Annotated in this window: 14 protein-coding genes; 8 read left to right on the forward strand and 6 right to left on the reverse strand. The window is 71.6% G+C overall.

Features of this window, described 5'->3' with window-relative positions; translation table 11 throughout:
• Positions 1-42 precede the first annotated feature (42 nt).
• Positions 43-441: a Spy/CpxP family protein refolding chaperone gene (locus ACYQ8L_RS16420; RefSeq protein WP_459942893.1), complete on the reverse strand. Its 399-nt coding sequence runs from the start codon at positions 439-441 to the stop codon at positions 43-45.
• Positions 442-607: 166 nt separating this feature from the next.
• Between ACYQ8L_RS16420 and ACYQ8L_RS16425 the strand changes: the two genes are divergently transcribed.
• From ACYQ8L_RS16425 to ACYQ8L_RS16460, 8 genes are all read left to right on the forward strand, one after another.
• On the forward strand, positions 608-1306 hold the full coding sequence (locus tag ACYQ8L_RS16425; protein WP_459942894.1) for a response regulator: 699 nt from the start codon (positions 608-610) through the stop codon (positions 1304-1306).
• Entirely contained in the window at positions 1303-2631 is a 1329-nt protein-coding gene (locus ACYQ8L_RS16430; protein ID WP_459942895.1) for a sensor histidine kinase, read from the forward strand. The genes ACYQ8L_RS16425 and ACYQ8L_RS16430 overlap by 4 nt, the downstream gene beginning before the upstream one ends.
• Before the next feature lie 63 nt (positions 2632-2694).
• Positions 2695-4032: a type I glutamate--ammonia ligase gene (gene glnA / locus ACYQ8L_RS16435; RefSeq protein WP_459942896.1), complete on the forward strand. Its 1338-nt coding sequence runs from the start codon at positions 2695-2697 to the stop codon at positions 4030-4032.
• A gap of 94 nt (positions 4033-4126) precedes the next feature.
• Positions 4127-4801 carry an HAD family hydrolase gene (locus ACYQ8L_RS16440; RefSeq protein ID WP_459942897.1) on the forward strand — a complete coding sequence of 225 codons (675 nt, stop codon included), beginning with the start codon at positions 4127-4129 and terminating at the stop codon, positions 4799-4801.
• Positions 4802-4872: 71 nt separating this feature from the next.
• Positions 4873-5754, forward strand: a complete 882-nt coding sequence (locus tag ACYQ8L_RS16445; protein ID WP_459942898.1) for a DMT family transporter — start codon at positions 4873-4875, stop codon at positions 5752-5754.
• A gap of 34 nt (positions 5755-5788) precedes the next feature.
• Complete coding sequence (locus tag ACYQ8L_RS16450; RefSeq protein WP_459942899.1) at positions 5789-6295, forward strand: thermonuclease family protein; 507 nt, start codon at positions 5789-5791, stop codon at positions 6293-6295.
• A 200-nt stretch (positions 6296-6495) separates the two neighbouring features.
• Complete coding sequence (locus ACYQ8L_RS16455) at positions 6496-7413, forward strand: class I SAM-dependent methyltransferase (protein WP_459942900.1); 918 nt, start codon at positions 6496-6498, stop codon at positions 7411-7413.
• A gap of 112 nt (positions 7414-7525) precedes the next feature.
• Positions 7526-8329, forward strand: a complete 804-nt coding sequence (locus ACYQ8L_RS16460) for a TrmH family RNA methyltransferase (protein WP_459942901.1) — start codon at positions 7526-7528, stop codon at positions 8327-8329.
• Here the strand turns inward: ACYQ8L_RS16460 and ACYQ8L_RS16465 are convergent.
• From ACYQ8L_RS16465 to ACYQ8L_RS16485, 5 genes are all read right to left on the reverse strand, one after another.
• The gene (locus tag ACYQ8L_RS16465) at positions 8326-8652 is read right to left on the reverse strand and encodes a carboxymuconolactone decarboxylase family protein (RefSeq protein WP_459942902.1); all 327 of its coding nucleotides are present in this window, start codon (positions 8650-8652) and stop codon (positions 8326-8328) included. The two genes, ACYQ8L_RS16460 and ACYQ8L_RS16465, sit on opposite strands and share 4 nt — an antisense overlap.
• 186 nt (positions 8653-8838) lie before the next feature.
• Complete coding sequence (locus ACYQ8L_RS16470; protein WP_459942903.1) at positions 8839-10881, reverse strand: dipeptide ABC transporter ATP-binding protein; 2043 nt, start codon at positions 10879-10881, stop codon at positions 8839-8841.
• On the reverse strand, positions 10878-11810 hold the full coding sequence (locus ACYQ8L_RS16475) for an ABC transporter permease (protein ID WP_459942904.1): 933 nt from the start codon (positions 11808-11810) through the stop codon (positions 10878-10880). Before ACYQ8L_RS16475 ends, ACYQ8L_RS16470 begins: the two co-directional genes overlap by 4 nt.
• Complete coding sequence (locus tag ACYQ8L_RS16480) at positions 11807-13105, reverse strand: ABC transporter permease (protein ID WP_459942905.1); 1299 nt, start codon at positions 13103-13105, stop codon at positions 11807-11809. The genes ACYQ8L_RS16475 and ACYQ8L_RS16480 overlap by 4 nt, the downstream gene beginning before the upstream one ends.
• A gap of 10 nt (positions 13106-13115) precedes the next feature.
• Positions 13116-14759 (reverse strand): ABC transporter substrate-binding protein, encoded by a 1644-nt coding sequence (locus tag ACYQ8L_RS16485; protein WP_459942906.1) that lies wholly within the window; start codon positions 14757-14759, stop codon positions 13116-13118.
• Positions 14760-15249: the final 490 nt, after the last annotated feature.

Consider the following 15249-nt stretch of genomic DNA (forward strand, 5'->3'; position numbering starts at 1 on the left):
CTTTCGTTGGTCTCAGTAGGGCTGCCCGGGGGGCGCATGGGGTCACCAGCGCGGGCCGGGTCCATGGTGGCGGGGGCCCGGGCCGAAGTCCTCCAGGAGGTCCTTCCAGGCCTCGCGCTGCTCGTCGGTCAGAATCTCCGCGATCCGTTCGTGGGTGTCTTGCCGCAGCGACTTCATCTCGTCGCGTACCTCCGCCCGGCAGCCCTCCTCCTTGTCCCAGATCTCCTGGCGTTTCTGGTGCGCCTCCTCCAGGATCTTCCGGACCTCGGCCTGCTGGTCCTCGGTGAGGTCCAGGTACCGGGTGAGGTGGGTGAGCTGGCGGTCCGGGTCGGGGGGCCCGCCCCGGCGGCCCCAGCCGGCCCAGGCCGGGGCGGCGGCGAGGAGCAGGGCGGCCCCCAGGGTCAAGAACGGGATCCAACGGTGTGTGCGTCGTGCGTTCATGGCTGCCTCCTTCGTGGGAAACGGGTTTGGGTCGGCCGACGAAGGGAAGCATAGCGCGCCGGCCCGAAAAGCGGGGTGAAGACGTTCGGGCATACCGTAAAGAACGGTAAACGGGGGAGGCCTGCCGTTTCGGTCCCGGGTAGAATCCGGCCCCGGGAGGTGACCGATGGACGAGCGCACGATCCTTGTGGTGGATGACGACGCCGAGCTTTGCGAACTCCTCCGGGAGTACCTGGAGCGGGAGGGGTTCGGGGTGGAGACGGCCCCCGACGGCCCCCAAGGCCTCGCCCGGGCCCGGGCGGGCGAGTTCGGCCTGGTGGTCCTGGATGTGATGCTTCCGGGCCTGGACGGGTTCGAGGTGCTCCGGGAGCTGCGGAAGACGAGCGACGTGCCCGTGATCATGCTCACGGCCCGGGGCGACGACGTGGACCGGATCGTGGGCCTGGAGCTCGGGGCCGACGACTACCTGCCCAAGCCCTTCAACCCCCGGGAGCTCCTGGCCCGGATCCGGGCCGTGGGCCGCCGCGCCCGGAGCGGCAGGGAGCCCGAGGTGGTGCGGGTGGGCGACGTGGAACTAGACCCCGGCACCCGAACGGTTTTCCGGGCCGGCGAGCCGGTGGACCTGACCTCGGCCGAGTTCTCGCTCCTGGAGGCGCTGCTCCGGCAGGCCGGGCGGCCGGTGTCCCGCGACGACCTGGCCCGGCAGGGCCTGGGCCGGCCGCTCATGGCCTTCGACCGGAGCGTGGACGTCCACGTGAGCAGCCTGCGCCGCAAGCTCGGCCCGGCCCCGGACGGAACGGAGCGGATCCGCACCGTGCGCGGGGTGGGCTATCTGTACGCGCTCCCGGGCCGGAGGACGCCATGACCGCCGGCCGGCTGTTCCTCAAGATCTTCGTCGCGTTCTGGCTCGCCATGATCCTGATCGGGGCGGGCATCGCCGCGATCACCCTCACGCGGCCGCCGCCCCCCATGCCCCACGAGGTGCTCCTGCCCCGGGTTCCCGAGGTGCTGGCCGTGTGGGACCGGGCCGGGCCCGACGCCGGGGCCGAGCGCCTCGAACGGCTGGGCCGGCGGGTGGGGGCCACATTGTACCTGTTTCGGCCCGACGGGGCCTGGATCGGGTCGGACGAGCCCCCCGCCGAGGTCCGGACGCTGGCCGAGGCCCAGTTCCGGGGCCACCGGATGCGCGGGATGGCCCGGCGGCTTGGGCTCCGGGCCTGGATGGCCGCCGGGCCCACGGTGCTCGTGGCCCGGTTCTCGCCGCCCCACCCCCTGTGGCGCTGGGCCCGGCTCGACACCCTGGGCCAACGGCTCGCCCTCATGTTCGTGGTGGCGGGCCTCGTGTGCTTCGGGCTCGCGCGGTACCTGGCGGCCCCGGTCCGGGCGATCCGGGAGGCGACGAGGGAGCTCGCGGCGGGAAACCTCGGGGTGCGGGTGGGGCCGCGGCTCGGCCGGCGGCGGGACGAGATCGCCGACCTGGGCCGGGACTTCGACCGGATGGCCGAACGCATCCAGGCCCTCCTCGAGTCTCACCGGACGCTCCTTCGGGACGTGTCCCACGAACTGCGTTCCCCCCTGGCCCGGCTCCGGGTGGCCCTGGAGTTGGCCCGGGCCGATGCGGGGCCGGCCGCCCTGCCGAGCCTGGAGCGGGCCGAGAGGGAGATCGGCCGCCTGGACCACCTGATCGGTGAGGTCCTCACGCTCTCCCGGCTCCAGGCCGCGGCCCCGAAACTTCGGCGGGAACGGATCGACCTGGCCGGCCTCGCTGAGGCGATCGCGGCCGACGCCCGGTTCGAGGCGCCGGATCGGGAGGTGCGGGTCTCGGTGGAGGGGTCCGTGGAGGTGGAGGGCGATCCGGAACTCCTGAGGCGGGCGTTGGAGAACGTGGTGCGAAACGCGGTGCGCCACACCCCGGCCGGCGGCGAGGTCCGGGTGGAGGTGGGGGCGGGCGGCGGCGAGGCGCGGGTGGCCGTGCTCGACGCCGGCCCCGGGGTGCCCGAGGTGGACCTCGAGCGCATCTTCGAGCCCTTCCGCCGGGTGGAGCGGGCCCGGGAACGGGGCGCCGGCGGGGCGGGTCTGGGGCTCGCCATTGCCCGCTCCGCCGTGGAGGCCCACGGGGGCCGGACCTCGGCCGAGAACCGGCCCGAGGGGGGGCTGCGGGTGGAGGCGCGGTTTCCGGTCCGTGCTTGAGGCTTGGGCTCCGGCGGGGTATGCTCCCGCGCCGTTGACCCTTTCCCCCACGAGAAGAGAGGAGTGCCCGCCGTGACCAAAAAGGAAATCCTCGAGATCGTCGAACGCGAAAACATCCACTTCTTCCGGCTCCAGTTCGTGGACATCTTCGGGTTCATGAAGAACGTCGCGATTCCCCGGAGCCAGATCGAGAAGGCCCTCGACGGCAAGATGATGTTCGACGGGTCCTCGATCGACGGGTTCGTGCGGATCAACGAGTCCGACATGTACCTCAAGCCCGACTACTCCACCTTCCGGGTGCTCCCCTGGCGGAAGAAGGACGGTCGGGGCGCGGCCCGGATCATCTGCGACGTGTACAAGGCCGACGGCGAGACCCCCTTCGAAGGGTGCCCCCGGGTGAACCTGCGCCGGGTCCTGGAGGAGGCCAAGAAGGACGGGTTCACCATGAACGTGGGCCCCGAGTGCGAGTTCTTCTTGTTCAGCCTGGAGGACGACGAACCCACCACGGTCACCCACGACAAGGCCGGCTACTTCAGCGTGGACCCGGAGGACTACGGCATCGAGTGCCGCCGGGAGATCATCGAGACCCTGGAGCAGATGGGGTTCGAGATCGAGGCGAGCCACCACGAGGTGGCCGAGGGGCAGCACGAGATCAACTTCAAGTACGCCGACGCGCTCTCGTGTGCCGACAACGTGGTGACCTTCAAGTGGGTGGTGAAGACCATCGCCCGCAAGTACGGGCTCCACGCCACGTTCATGCCCAAGCCGGTATTCGGCATCAACGGTTCGGGCATGCACACGAACCAGTCCCTGTTCCGGCTCGACGGCACGAACGCCTTCTTCGATCCCGAGGCCCCGCTGCAGCTCTCGGACACGGCCCGGCAGTACATCGCCGGCATCCTCAAGAACGCCCGGAGCTTCGTGGCCGTGACGAACCCCCTCGTGAACTCCTACAAGCGGCTCGTGCCCGGGTACGAGGCGCCGGTGTACGTGGCCTGGTCGGCCTCGAACCGAAGCGCCATGGTGCGGATCCCGGCGGCCCGGGGCATGTCGACCCGGGTGGAGGTGCGCTGCCCCGACCCCACCTGCAACCCCTACCTGGCCTTCGCCCTGATGCTCAACGCCGGGCTCGACGGGGTGCGAAACGGGCTCGAATGCCCGCCCTCGACCGACGCGAACATCTTCGACATGACCGGGGAGGAGAAGGCCGCGGCCGGGATCCCGAGCCTTCCGGCGTCGCTGGCCGAGGCCCTGGACGAATTCGAGAAGAACCCCTTGAGCCGGGCCACCCTGGGCGACCACATCTTCGAGAAGTACGTGGAGGCCAAGCGCAAGGAGTGGGACGAGTTCCGCACGGCCGTCACGGACTGGGAGCTTCAAAACTACCTGGGGATCTACTGATCCCGTTTCGGCGGCGGGCCGCGGCCGGGGCGCCCGTGCGGGATCGGGCGCCCCGGTTTCGTTTGCCGTTCGGTATCCGGAGAGTCGGGAAACCATGCCAACCGCCGTGGTGTTCGACCTCGACGGCACCCTCGTGGACAGCCTGGTGGACATCGCCCGGGCCGCCAACGCCGTGCTCCGGCGGTTCGGGTTTCCGCCCCATCCCGAGGGGGCCTACCGCCGGTTCGTGGGGGATGGCATGGAGATGCTGGTGCGCCGGATCGTTCCCCCGGGCCTGGCCGAGGACGACGTGGCCCGGGTGCTCGCCGCGCTCCGGGAGGAGTACCGGCGCCGGTCCCTGGAGACCACCCGGCCCTACCCGGGGGTGCCCGAACTCCTGGACGGGCTCGTGGCCCGGGGCGTGCCGTTTACCATCGTCACCAACAAGCCCCACGAGCCAGCCGTGGAGATGGTCCGCGCGCTTCTGGGCCGCTGGGCGTTCCGGGCCGTGATCGGGGCGGGGCCCGGCACCCCCCGGAAACCCGATCCGACGGGGGCGCTCCGGGCCGCGGGGATCCTGGGGGTTCGCCCGGCGGACTGCCTGTACCTCGGCGATACGGCCACCGACATGGAAACCGCCCGGGCCGCCGGCATGGTGCCGGTGGGGGCCCTGTGGGGGTTCCGGGACGAGGCGGAACTCCGGGCCGCGGGCGCGGTGCATCTCCTGCGCCGGCCCGAGGAACTGCTGTCTCTCCTGGACACGACCCGGCCGGCCGGGGAAGCCCCGTGAGCGTGACCCCCGGCGCCGTTGGGCTTCGCGCGCGACCCAGGCCGTGGGTTCATTGGGTCTCGGCGGGCCTGGTGATCCTGCTGTGGGGCGGTTCCTACGCCGCCACCCGGGCCGCGGTGCGGGAGTTCCCGCCCCTTCTCCTGGCGTTTTTGCGGTTCGCCGTGGCCGGTCTGATCTTTTGGCCCTTCGTCCGGGCCCGGTGCGCGGGGGTGCGCTTGGCCCCGGCCGACCGGGGGGCCGCCGCGGGCCTGGGACTCACGGGGGTGACCCTCTACTTCGCCTTCGAGAACCTGGGGCTCGCCCGGACCACGGCGAGCCACGGGGCCCTGATCATCGCCACGATCCCCCTCGCCACCGAACTCGTCGAGGCCGGGCGCCGCCGCCGTCGGCCCAGACCCCGGGTGCTCCTGGGACTCGCCACGGCCCTCCTCGGGGTGGGGGTGATCGTGGGGGCCGACGCTGGGCCCGGCGCCACTGCCCTGGGCGACGGCCTCATGTTCGGCGCGGTGGCCTCGTGGGTGGCCTACACCTTTCTGGCCGAGCGCCTGGGCCGGCGGTACCCGAACCTCTGGGTGACCCAGATCGCCATGGTGACGGGCGCCGCGTTTCTGGCCCCCCTGGCAGCCGTGGAGTGGGTCGTGGGGCCGCCGGTGGCCGCGCCCTCCCCGGCCGGCTGGGCCGCCTTCCTCTATCTGTCGGTCCTGTGCTCGGCGCTGGGCTATCTTCTCTGGAACGCCGCCATCCCGGCCCTGGGTAGCACGGCGGTGAACACCCTGATCTACGGGATCCCCCTGGCCGGCGTGGCCTCGGGGGTGGTGTTTCTGGGGGAACCCCTTTCCCGTTCCATGCTGTGGGGCGCGGGCCTGATCCTGGCCGGTGTGTGGGCGGCGACCCGTGCGGGGGTCAAGAAATCGGCCGGTGAGGCCGTTTCGTATGGCGGGGGCGGGGGGTAACCAGATCCGGAAACAAGACGGAGGGCCTCCTGCGGTGCGGCATTGGAAGATCGGGCTTACGGTTTTGACCCTGGCTCTGGGCCTCGCGGCGGTCGGCTGCGGACTGTGGCGGGGCGAGTTCGAGGGCAAGGTGGTCCGGGTGATCCGGGGCGACACCATCAAGGTTCAGAAGGACTCCGGCCGGATCGTGCGGGTGGTGCTGGCCGGTGTGGACAGCCCCGAGAAGGGCCAGCCCTACGAAAGGCGGGCCCGGGCCTTCGTCCAGAAGCGCGCCCTGGGCCAGCGGGTCACCGTGAAAATGCAGGGCCGGAACCGGTACGGCCACATCCTCGGGGTGGTGCTTTTGCCCGGGGGCCGCAACCTGAACCGGCTCCTCGTGGCCGAGGGGCTCGCCTGGGCCGTGCCCGGCTACGACGAGGACCCGGAGCTCAAGGAGCTCGTGGAGCGGGCCCGGCGGTTCCGCAAGGGGCTCTGGCGCGACGACGGGCCCGTCCCCCCCTGGGAGTTCCACCGGAAGAAGAGCTGGCGCGACCACGACTGAACCGGCTATGATCCCCGGCCGGAAGCCCCCGGGGGGCGTTGTGGCCTGGAAAGCCCGCTCCGTACCGGAATCCAGACGAAATCTCGGCCCCTGACACGGCTGCCCGCGGCTCTCCACCAGACCCCGTGCCCCCGAACTTCGGCGCGGTTCGAGAGCCGCCCGGATGCCTACCGGCTGCCCAACAGGTCGAAGCCCCACCCATGACCGACGACCAAGGACCAACGACCAACGACCGGAGCTACGGCACCTACCGCCTTCTCGACACCGGCGGCGAGCGCCGGCTGGAGCAGGTGGGCCCGCTGCGCGTGGTTCGCCAGGGATTGGCCGCCCTGTGGCCGCCCCGGCTTCCGGCCGCCGAGTGGGACCGGGCCGACGCGGTGCACCACCGGAGCGACAAAGGCGGTGGCCGGTGGGAGTGGCGGACCGGGGAACCCCGGGAGTTTCCCATCGAGTACGGGGGCAGCCGGTTCTGGATCCGGCTCACCGACTTCGGCCACCTGGGGCTGTTTCCCGAGCAGGCCGAAAACTGGGCGTGGCTCCGTCGGACCCTCCGGACGATGGGGGGTCCCGAGCCCCCGAAGGTCCTGAACCTCTTCGCCTACACGGGCGGCTCCTCCCTGGCCGCGAGCCGGGGCGGGGCGGCCGTGGTGCACGTGGACGCGGCCCGGGGCGTGGTGGACTGGGCCCGGGAGAACGCACGGCTCTCCGGGGTGGCCGACCGGCCCATCCGGTGGATCGTGGACGACGCGCTCAAGTTCGTGCGGCGGGAGGCCCGGCGGGGCAACCGGTACCAGGGGATCGTCCTCGATCCCCCCACCTTCGGCCGGGGGCCCAAGGGCCAGGTGTTCAAGATCGAGGAACACCTGTTCGAGCTCCTGGAGGCCTGCGCCGCGATCCTCGCCCCCGGGCCGGCCTTCGTGCTCCTGAGCTGCCACACCCCGGGGTTCACCCCCACGACCCTCGCGAACCTCCTGGAGGCGGCGATTCCCCGCGCGGCCGACCGGATCGAGCGGGGGGAGATGCTCGTGACCGACGAAACCGGCCGGGCGCTCCCGAGCGGCACCTACGCGCGCTGGGTGGCGGGAGTCGGGGGACAGAGGACGGGGGACAGGTCGTGAACGGTCCGCATGGCCACTGGAGCACCACGGGGGGCACGACGCGGACCGGGAGCGCAAGAGTCCCCTTGCAAGCTCCGGCCGCCCAGCCGCCTCGCCGCCAAGCCGCTTAGCTATGCTCCTCCAGAGCCCCCAAAACCCCCGCATCAAGGCTGTGGCCCGGCTCCTGGCGAGCCGGCGGCACCGGGACCGCGAACGGCTCACCGTGGTGGAGGGCCTGCGGGAGATCCGCCGGTGCCTCGAAGCCGGCTGGGTGCCCCGGGAGGCCTACGCCTGCGAAGCGCGCCTGGGGGCGGAAGGGTGGGACCTCCTGGCCCGGCTCGAGGCGCTCGGGGTGCCGGTGTTCCGGGTTTCGGCCCCGGCCTACGCCCGGATCGCCTACCGGGAGGAGAGCGGCGGGATCGTACTGGTGGTGCCCTACGCCGATACCTCCCTCGCCCGGCTTTCCCCGTCCGCCCCGGCGTTCCTCGTGGTGGTGGAGGGGGCCGAAAAACCGGGGAACCTGGGCGCGATCCTGCGCACGGCCGACGCGGCCGGGGCCCACGGCCTCATCCTCTGCGGCGAGGGCACCGACCTCCACAACCCCAACGTGATCCGGGCGAGCCTGGGCACCCGGTTCCTGGTGCCCTGCGCCGAGGCGCCGGCCCGGGAGGTGATCGCCTGGCTCCGGTCCCGGGGCATCCGCACCGTGGCGGCCACGCCCGAGGCCGACACCCTCTACACCGAGGCCGACCTGGCCGGACCCGTGGCCGTGGTGACGGGCAGCGAGGCCCACGGGCTTTCACCCCTGTGGCGCGAGGCCGCCGACCTCAGGGTGCGCATCCCCATGTTCGGCGCGGCCGACAGCCTGAACCTGGCCACGGCCACCGCGCTCCTGCTCTACGAGGTGGTCCGGCAGCGTGGTTTGGGGTCGGGCTAGGCCCCGAGCTCGTCCAGGAGATCCACGAGCACCGTGGCCGTGGTGGCGGCGGCTGGCCCGCCGCCCATGAGGATCGCGGCCGAGGCGGCCTCCAGGATCTCCGCCCGGGTGGCCCCCTCTTCCAGGGCCGCGGTCACGTGGGCCCGGATGCAGGCCTCGCACCGCTCCTTCACGGCGATGCCCACCATGATGAGCCGCTTCGTCTTGCGGTCGAGGGCCCCCGCTTTCGTGACCGCCTCGTGGAGGCCGAAAAACGCATCCACGACCTCGGGCAGCTCCCTTCCCAGTTCCTCGATCCGGTTCTTCGCGTTCGGGTTGGTCATCGGCTCCTCCTCCCACATTGGAGATCCTCTCGCAACGCAAGACCGGCCCTCGGGGCCGGCAGCGCACCGTCGGGCCTGGCACCCAAAATACACCGGATCCGACGGGAAACCCAACCCACCGTGGCCGTCGGGCGCCGCCTGCGCGGGGTCCGCCAGGGCCCCAGGGGCGGGCAGCGCGGCGGCTCTTCACGCCGCCACGACCACGGCCGGGTCGAGTTCCTCGAGGGTGTCCAGGGTGAGGTGGCAGCGGATGCGGTGGCCGCCCCCGGCGTCGCGCCAGGGGGGCGGTTCGTGCTCGCACACGGCCCCGCCGTCGGGCAGGAGGGCCCGGCGCGGGCAGCGCGTGTGGAACCGGCACCCCGGCGGCGGGGCCACGGCGCTCGGCACCGGACCCTCGAGCCGGAGTTTCTGCTGCTTGGCGTCCGGGTCGGGCACGGGCACGGCCGAAAGGAGGGCCTCGGTGTAGGGATGGTAGGGGGGCGCGTAGATGGCCTCAGCCGGACCTTCCTCCACGATCCCCCCGAGATACATGACCAGGAGGTCGTCGCAGAAATAGCGCACCACCGAGAGGTCGTGGGCGATGAAGGCGAGCGTGGTGCCCTGGCGCTGCTGGATCTCGGCCAAGAGGTTCAGCACCGCGGCCTGCACCGACACGTCCAGGGCCGAGACCGGCTCGTCGCACAGCACGAGGTCGGGCCGGCCCGCCAGGGCTCGCGCGATGCCGACCCGCTGCTTCTCCCCGCCGCTCAGCTGCCGGGGGTAGCGGTCGAAGTAGTCCGGGCCCAGCTTCACGGCCCGCAGGAGCCGCAGGGCCTCGTCCCGGGCCCGGCGGCGGGGCGCCCCGGTAAGCTTGCGCACGGCCCGGGCCACCTGGCTCCCCACGGAGTACGAGGGGTTCAGGGTGGCGTCGGGGTTCTGGAACACCATCTGGATCGCCCGCACCACCTCGGCCGGCCGGCGGGTCACCGGCTCCCGGAGGTCGAAGCCCAGGAACTCCACCTTTCCCCCGGTGGGGCGCTCGAGGCCGATCAGGGCCTTGACGAGGCTCGACTTGCCGCAGCCCGACTCCCCCACGATTCCCAGGATCCGGCCCTTGCGGACCTCGAGGTCCACCCCGTCCACGGCCCGCACCGGCCGATCCCGTCGCCGGCCCCGGTAGTATACCTGCAGCGCCTCGGAGCGCAGCAGGGTCTCGCCGGCCCCCGGCGGCGGGGCGGGGTGCTCGACCGGCTTGCGAAGGGGCGCCTCGGCCACCTGCCCGGCGAACCGGCACCGGCTCTCGTGGCCCTCGCCCACCGGGGCGAGGGCCGGCCGGCTCTGCCGGCACTCGTCCCGGGCGAACTCGCAGCGGGGAGCAAAGCCGCAGGCGTCGGCGGGCCGTTCGGCCGGCGGGGGCACCCGGCCCGGGATCGGCACCAAGGGCTCGTCCCGGCGGGTGTGGCCGAGCCGGGGCACGGCCCGCAGAAGCCCCCGGGTGTAGGGGTGGGCCGGCCGGCGAAACACCGCGCGGGTGGGCCCGGCCTCCACCACCTCGCCGGCGTACATCACGGCGAGGCGGTCGCTCACCCGGGCCACCACCCCCAGGTTGTGGGTGATAAAGAGGATCGCGGTTTGGGAGGCCTCCTGGAGTTCTTCCACCAGGTCCAGCACGGCCGCCTCCACCGTGACGTCGAGCGCGGTGGTGGGCTCGTCGAGAATCAGGAGGTCGGGCTCGTTGAGCATGGCCATGGCGATCACGACCCGCTGCTGCTGGCCGCCCGAGAGCTGGTGGGGGTAGCGGCGCAGCACGTCGCCGGGGTCGGGCATGTGGACCCGTTCGAGCATGGCCCGGGCCCGGTCGAGGGCCTCGGCCTTGGGAAGGCCCTGGTGCACCGTGAGCACCTCGGCCAGTTGGTCCCCCACCCGGAGCACCGGGTTCAGCGCCTGCATCGGATCCTGGTACACCATGGCGATGCGGTTGCCCCGGATCGCCCGCAGTTCCCGCTCCGAAAGACCCAGGAGGCTGCGGCCCTGGAACCGGATATCCCCGGCTGCCACCCGGCCGTTCCGGCCCAGGAAGTTCACGATGCCGTAGGCCAGGGTGCTTTTGCCGCACCCCGATTCGCCCACGATCCCCACGGCCTCGCCCCGGCCCACCGTGAGGCTCACGCCCCGTACGGCCGGCACGGGACCCGTGCGGGTCTCGTAGGCGATCTCCACGTTGTCGAGTTCCAAAACGGGTTCGGTCACTGGTATCTCCCGGACTCCTCCCGGAGCCCGTCGGCCAGGAGGTTCAACCCCACCACCAGCGAGGCGATGGCCAGCGACGGCCACAGGGCCTGCCAGGGGCTCCCGGTCAGGATGAACTGCCGGCCCTTGGCCACCATGCTGCCCCAGTCGGGGGACGGCGGCGGCAGCCCCAGGCCCAGGAACCCCAGGGTGCCCATGGCGAAGATGGCGTACCCCACCCGCAGCATGGCGTCCACCAGGATGGGCCCCCGGGCGTTGGGAAGGATCTCCACGAACAGGATGTAGGCCGTGCTCTCGCCCCGGGTCTCGGCGGCCCGCACGAACTCCCGGGTGCGCAGGTCCAGGGTGAGGCTTCGTACCAGCCGGGCGATGCCCGGCACCCCCACGATGGCGATGGCGATCACGATGTTCACGGCCGAGGCGCCGATGGCCGCCACGATGATGAGGTAGAGCAGGATCACGGGGATCGCCATCATGGCGTCCAGGAGCCGCATCACGATCTCGTCGACCCACCCCCCTTTGTACCCGGCCCACAGCCCGAGCACCGAGCCGATGGCCAGCGCCGCGAACACCCCCCACAGGGCCGTGCCCCCGGGGAGCCAAAACGAGTCGGTGACCGGCAGATACACCAACACCACCCGGGCCCCGTAGATGAGGCGGGTCCACAGATCCCGGCCCAGTTCGTCGGTGCCGAGGATGTGGGTCGCGCTGGGGCCCTGGTTCGGGGCCCGCCAGTCCTGCTCGGTGGGGGAGTAGGGGGTGAGCAGGGGCGCTGCGAGCGCCACGATGACCCAGAACAGGACGATCGCAAGCCCCACCGTGGCCGTGCGCGAGCGCAGGAGCACCCCCAGGCCGGCGAGGACCCGTCGGCCAAGGGACGGCGCGGGGGCCGCGATGGTTTCGACGGTTTCCGTGGCTGGGCGGCTCATGCGTAGCGGATCCGTGGGTTCAGGAGGGCGTAGGCCACGTCGGCCACGAGCTGGGTGCCCACGGCCGCGAGCACCATGATCATGGCCCCGGCCTCCAGGGCCGGCACGTCCTTGTACAGGGCCGACTCCAGCAGGAACTGCCCCAGGCCGGGGTAGCCGAACACCACCTCCACCACCACGATGCCCCCCAGGAGCCAGTTGACGTGGAGCATGATCACGGTGATGGGGGCGATCAGGGCGTTCCGGGCCGCGTGGCCCAGCACCACCCGCCGCCAGGGCATGCCCTTGAGGAACGCGGTGCGCACGTAGGGCGCCCGCATGGCGTCGGCCATGCTGGCCCGGGTGATCCGCAGCACGTACCCGAGTTCGATCAGGGTCAGGGTGAGCACCGGGAGCACCAGCATGTCGGGCCGCTCCCAGGGGGCCTTTTGGCCGAAGGCCGCGGCCCCCGGGAACCACCCGAGCCAGGCCGAGAAGATCAGGATCAGGAAGATCCCGGTGGCGAACTCCGGGATCACCGAGAACAGCATGCCCCCGATGGAGAGCACCCGGTCCAGGAGGCTTCCCTCCCGCACCCCGGCCACCATGCCCAGGGCCAGGGCCAGGGGCATCACCAGCACGAAGGCCACGCCCGCGAGAACGAGGGAGTTCCGCACCCTCACCCCCAGGCTCTGGCCCACGGGCCGGCCGGTGCGCAACGACACCCCGGGGTCGCCCCGCAGGAACCCCCGGCGCAGGGGGATGTAGGCCTCGGGCGCCCCGGCCACCGGCTGCCAGCCCTTGGTCATCAGGAAGGTCCAGCCCGTGCCGGCCTTGCCCCGCACCCAGCGGGCGGCCCGGTTCTGGGTGTCCACGCCCCAGAACGCCTCGGTGCCGTCGGGCCCCCGCCGCCACCGGCCGTTGTCGGGTTCCTCCGCGGTGGTGCCGTCGGGTTGGCGCACGAGGGCGATGAGATCGTCGCCCTCCACCTTCCAGCGCACCAGCCGGCCCCGCTCGTCCCGGGCCCACCACTCCTCGAACCCGGTCTCGGTCTGCAGCCGAACCAGGGGAAGCCCGATCTTCCGCTCGGCCTCCCCCTGGGTGCCCAGGAGCCACCGCCGGTACCGGGTCCACACGGGCTGGTCCAGGCCGTGCTGGGCCAGGAACGAGGCCTCCTGCTCGGGGGTGACGAAGGCGCCGAGCACGTTGCGGGCCACGTTCCCCGGGGACGCCTCGGCCACCAGGAACACGGCCACCGACACCAGGGCCATGGTGAGGGCCAACAGGAACAGGCGGCGGAGCAGGAACCGGAGCATGGAGGGCGGGTCAGGCGCTCAGCCAGGCGTGGTGGTAGAGCATGTACCCGATGGGGTGGGCGTCCACGCCCTCCACGCGTTTGCGGTGGATATGCCAGTTGTTCCGCCAGAACGCGATACCGATGGATCCGCGCTCCCACTGGATTTGCTCGAGTTTGCAAAAGATCTTCCGCCGGGCCTCCAGGTCGAGGGTGCCGTTGGCCTCCCGCAGCAGCTTGTCGAACTCCGGGTCCACCCACCGGGTCTCGTTCCAGGAGACCGGCTTGCCCTTCTCGTCGGAGGTGTAGGCGAGGTTGAGCACCATGGTGCCCAGCGGCCGGTGGGTCCAGGGGGTGATCCCGAAATTCACCACCGACCACTTCTCCCAGTACTGGCTGGTGGGCATGGTCTGGATCCGGATCCGGAACCCCGCCGGGGCGGCGTCCTCCTTCAGGATCTCGGCGTAGCGCACCACGTCGGACCACTCGGAGCCCACGGCCAGGTCCACGTCGAGCCCGTTCGGGTACCCGGCCTCCCGGAGCAGTTGCCGGGCCCGCTCCGGGTCGTACTTGGGCACCGGCTTCTCGCAGTACTCCGGGTGCTTGGGGTACACGTGGAAGTCCTGGCCCAGGACTCCCTCGTTGAAGTAGGCGAGGCCGAGGATCTTCTCCCGGTGCTGGCAGAGCTTCATGGCCATGCGCACCCGGTTGTCGTCCCAGGGCTTCTGGTCCACCCGCATCCGCAGCACCCGCACCTGGGCCGTGGACACGGGTTTGATCTCGATCTCCGGGTGGTTGCGCAGGGCCTGGAACGCCTCCACCGCCCCGCTCGTGGCCACGTCGATGATGTCCACGTCCCCGGACTGGATCGCCGAGATCCGGGCCGACACCTCCCCGCCCAGGTCCACGAACTCCATGGCGTCGAGGTAGGGCAGGGGTTTGCCGTCGGCGCCTTTGACCCAGTAGTCGGGCCGGGCCTTGAGCCGGGCGCCCTCGCCCTCCTTGTAGTACTCGACCACGTACGGACCGGTGCCGTGGGGCATGCGCAGGAAGTCGCCCTCGAAGGTGCGGTGGTTGAGGATCATGGCCGGGTAGTGGAACAGGTGCTCCGGCACGGCGATCTCGGGGCGCTTCAGGTGGAGCCGGATCACGTGGTCATTGACCTTCTCGATCCCGGTGGGGTCGAGGTACCCGCCCATGAGCCCGAGCATCGAGGAGCCCACGTCCTTGTCGAGCCAGCGCTTCATCGAGAACACGACGTCGTCGGCCGTGAGGGGGTCGCCGTTGTTGAAGCGGATGCCCTTGCGCAGGGTGAGGGTCCAGGTTTTGAGATCCTCGCTGGCCTCCCACTTCTCCAGGAGGTAGGGGTGGGTGATGTTGTCCTTGTCGGTGAGGGTCAGGTACTCCGCCACGTTGCGGAGCACGTTGGGCGGTTCGAGCCAGGAGAACTGGGCGGGGTCGGTCGCCTTCTGGATCCGCATGCCGATCCGGAGCACCCCGCCCCGGCGGACCGGGCCGGCCCAGGCGGGCCGGGGCGCCAGGCCGGCCATGCGGGCGGCGGCTGTGGCCGACACTCCCAACAGGGCGGCGTAGCGCAGGAACTCCCGGCGGGAGATCCGGCCGCTTTCGAGTTGGTGTCGCAGTTCCGGAACGGCGGGATGGACGGTTCGTTTCATGGGGACCTCCTGGTGGGTAGGAACGCGGACGCACCTCTCCCCTGCCGGTCGTTCCAGGCTCGTGCCGGAACGAAGAGAGGGAGCAGGTGGTTCATTGCGACGGGCCTCCGAATCCGGCAAGGATTCGGGCGAGCCGGGCGTTGCAGGCAACAGGATCGCGGTCACCCTGGGGCGGCGGTCGTTCGGCCCCGCGGAGCCCGCGGCGGGGAAAACCGGTACGCGGCGTGCGAATCCCCTTCACCCGGTCCACGCCAAAACGGGTTTGCGCCGATGCCCGGGACCCTACCAAGCGGCGGGGCGGGATGTCAAATCGGGGTGCGGGACGACGGGAACGGAACGGTTTGCGCGGAGCGGGCTTCGGTGTATGTTCGAAACCCACTCCGGTGCCGAGCCGGCAGACCCCACGTCCCGGCGACCACGTGCGCGACTTTATAGACGTCGGGTTAATACTAAGACCAACGAAAGTATTGTCAGATCCACGGCGTTGCTA

The sequence above is a fragment of the Deferrisoma palaeochoriense genome (assembly GCF_054656955.1).

Excerpts from the sequence above, each read along its gene's own strand:
- ACYQ8L_RS16420 (WP_459942893.1), bottom strand. The coding sequence starts at position 441 with ATGAACGCACGACGCACACACCGTTGGATCCCGTTCTTGACCCTGGGG.
- ACYQ8L_RS16425 (WP_459942894.1), top strand. The coding sequence starts at position 608 with ATGGACGAGCGCACGATCCTTGTGGTGGATGACGACGCCGAGCTTTGC.
- ACYQ8L_RS16430 (WP_459942895.1), top strand. The coding sequence starts at position 1,303 with ATGACCGCCGGCCGGCTGTTCCTCAAGATCTTCGTCGCGTTCTGGCTC.
- ACYQ8L_RS16440 (WP_459942897.1), top strand. The coding sequence starts at position 4,127 with ATGCCAACCGCCGTGGTGTTCGACCTCGACGGCACCCTCGTGGACAGC.
- ACYQ8L_RS16455 (WP_459942900.1), top strand. The coding sequence starts at position 6,496 with ATGACCGACGACCAAGGACCAACGACCAACGACCGGAGCTACGGCACC.
- ACYQ8L_RS16460 (WP_459942901.1), top strand. The coding sequence starts at position 7,526 with ATGCTCCTCCAGAGCCCCCAAAACCCCCGCATCAAGGCTGTGGCCCGG.
- ACYQ8L_RS16465 (WP_459942902.1), bottom strand. The coding sequence starts at position 8,652 with ATGACCAACCCGAACGCGAAGAACCGGATCGAGGAACTGGGAAGGGAG.
- ACYQ8L_RS16475 (WP_459942904.1), bottom strand. The coding sequence starts at position 11,810 with ATGAGCCGCCCAGCCACGGAAACCGTCGAAACCATCGCGGCCCCCGCG.
- ACYQ8L_RS16480 (WP_459942905.1), bottom strand. The coding sequence starts at position 13,105 with ATGCTCCGGTTCCTGCTCCGCCGCCTGTTCCTGTTGGCCCTCACCATG.
- ACYQ8L_RS16485 (WP_459942906.1), bottom strand. The coding sequence starts at position 14,759 with ATGAAACGAACCGTCCATCCCGCCGTTCCGGAACTGCGACACCAACTC.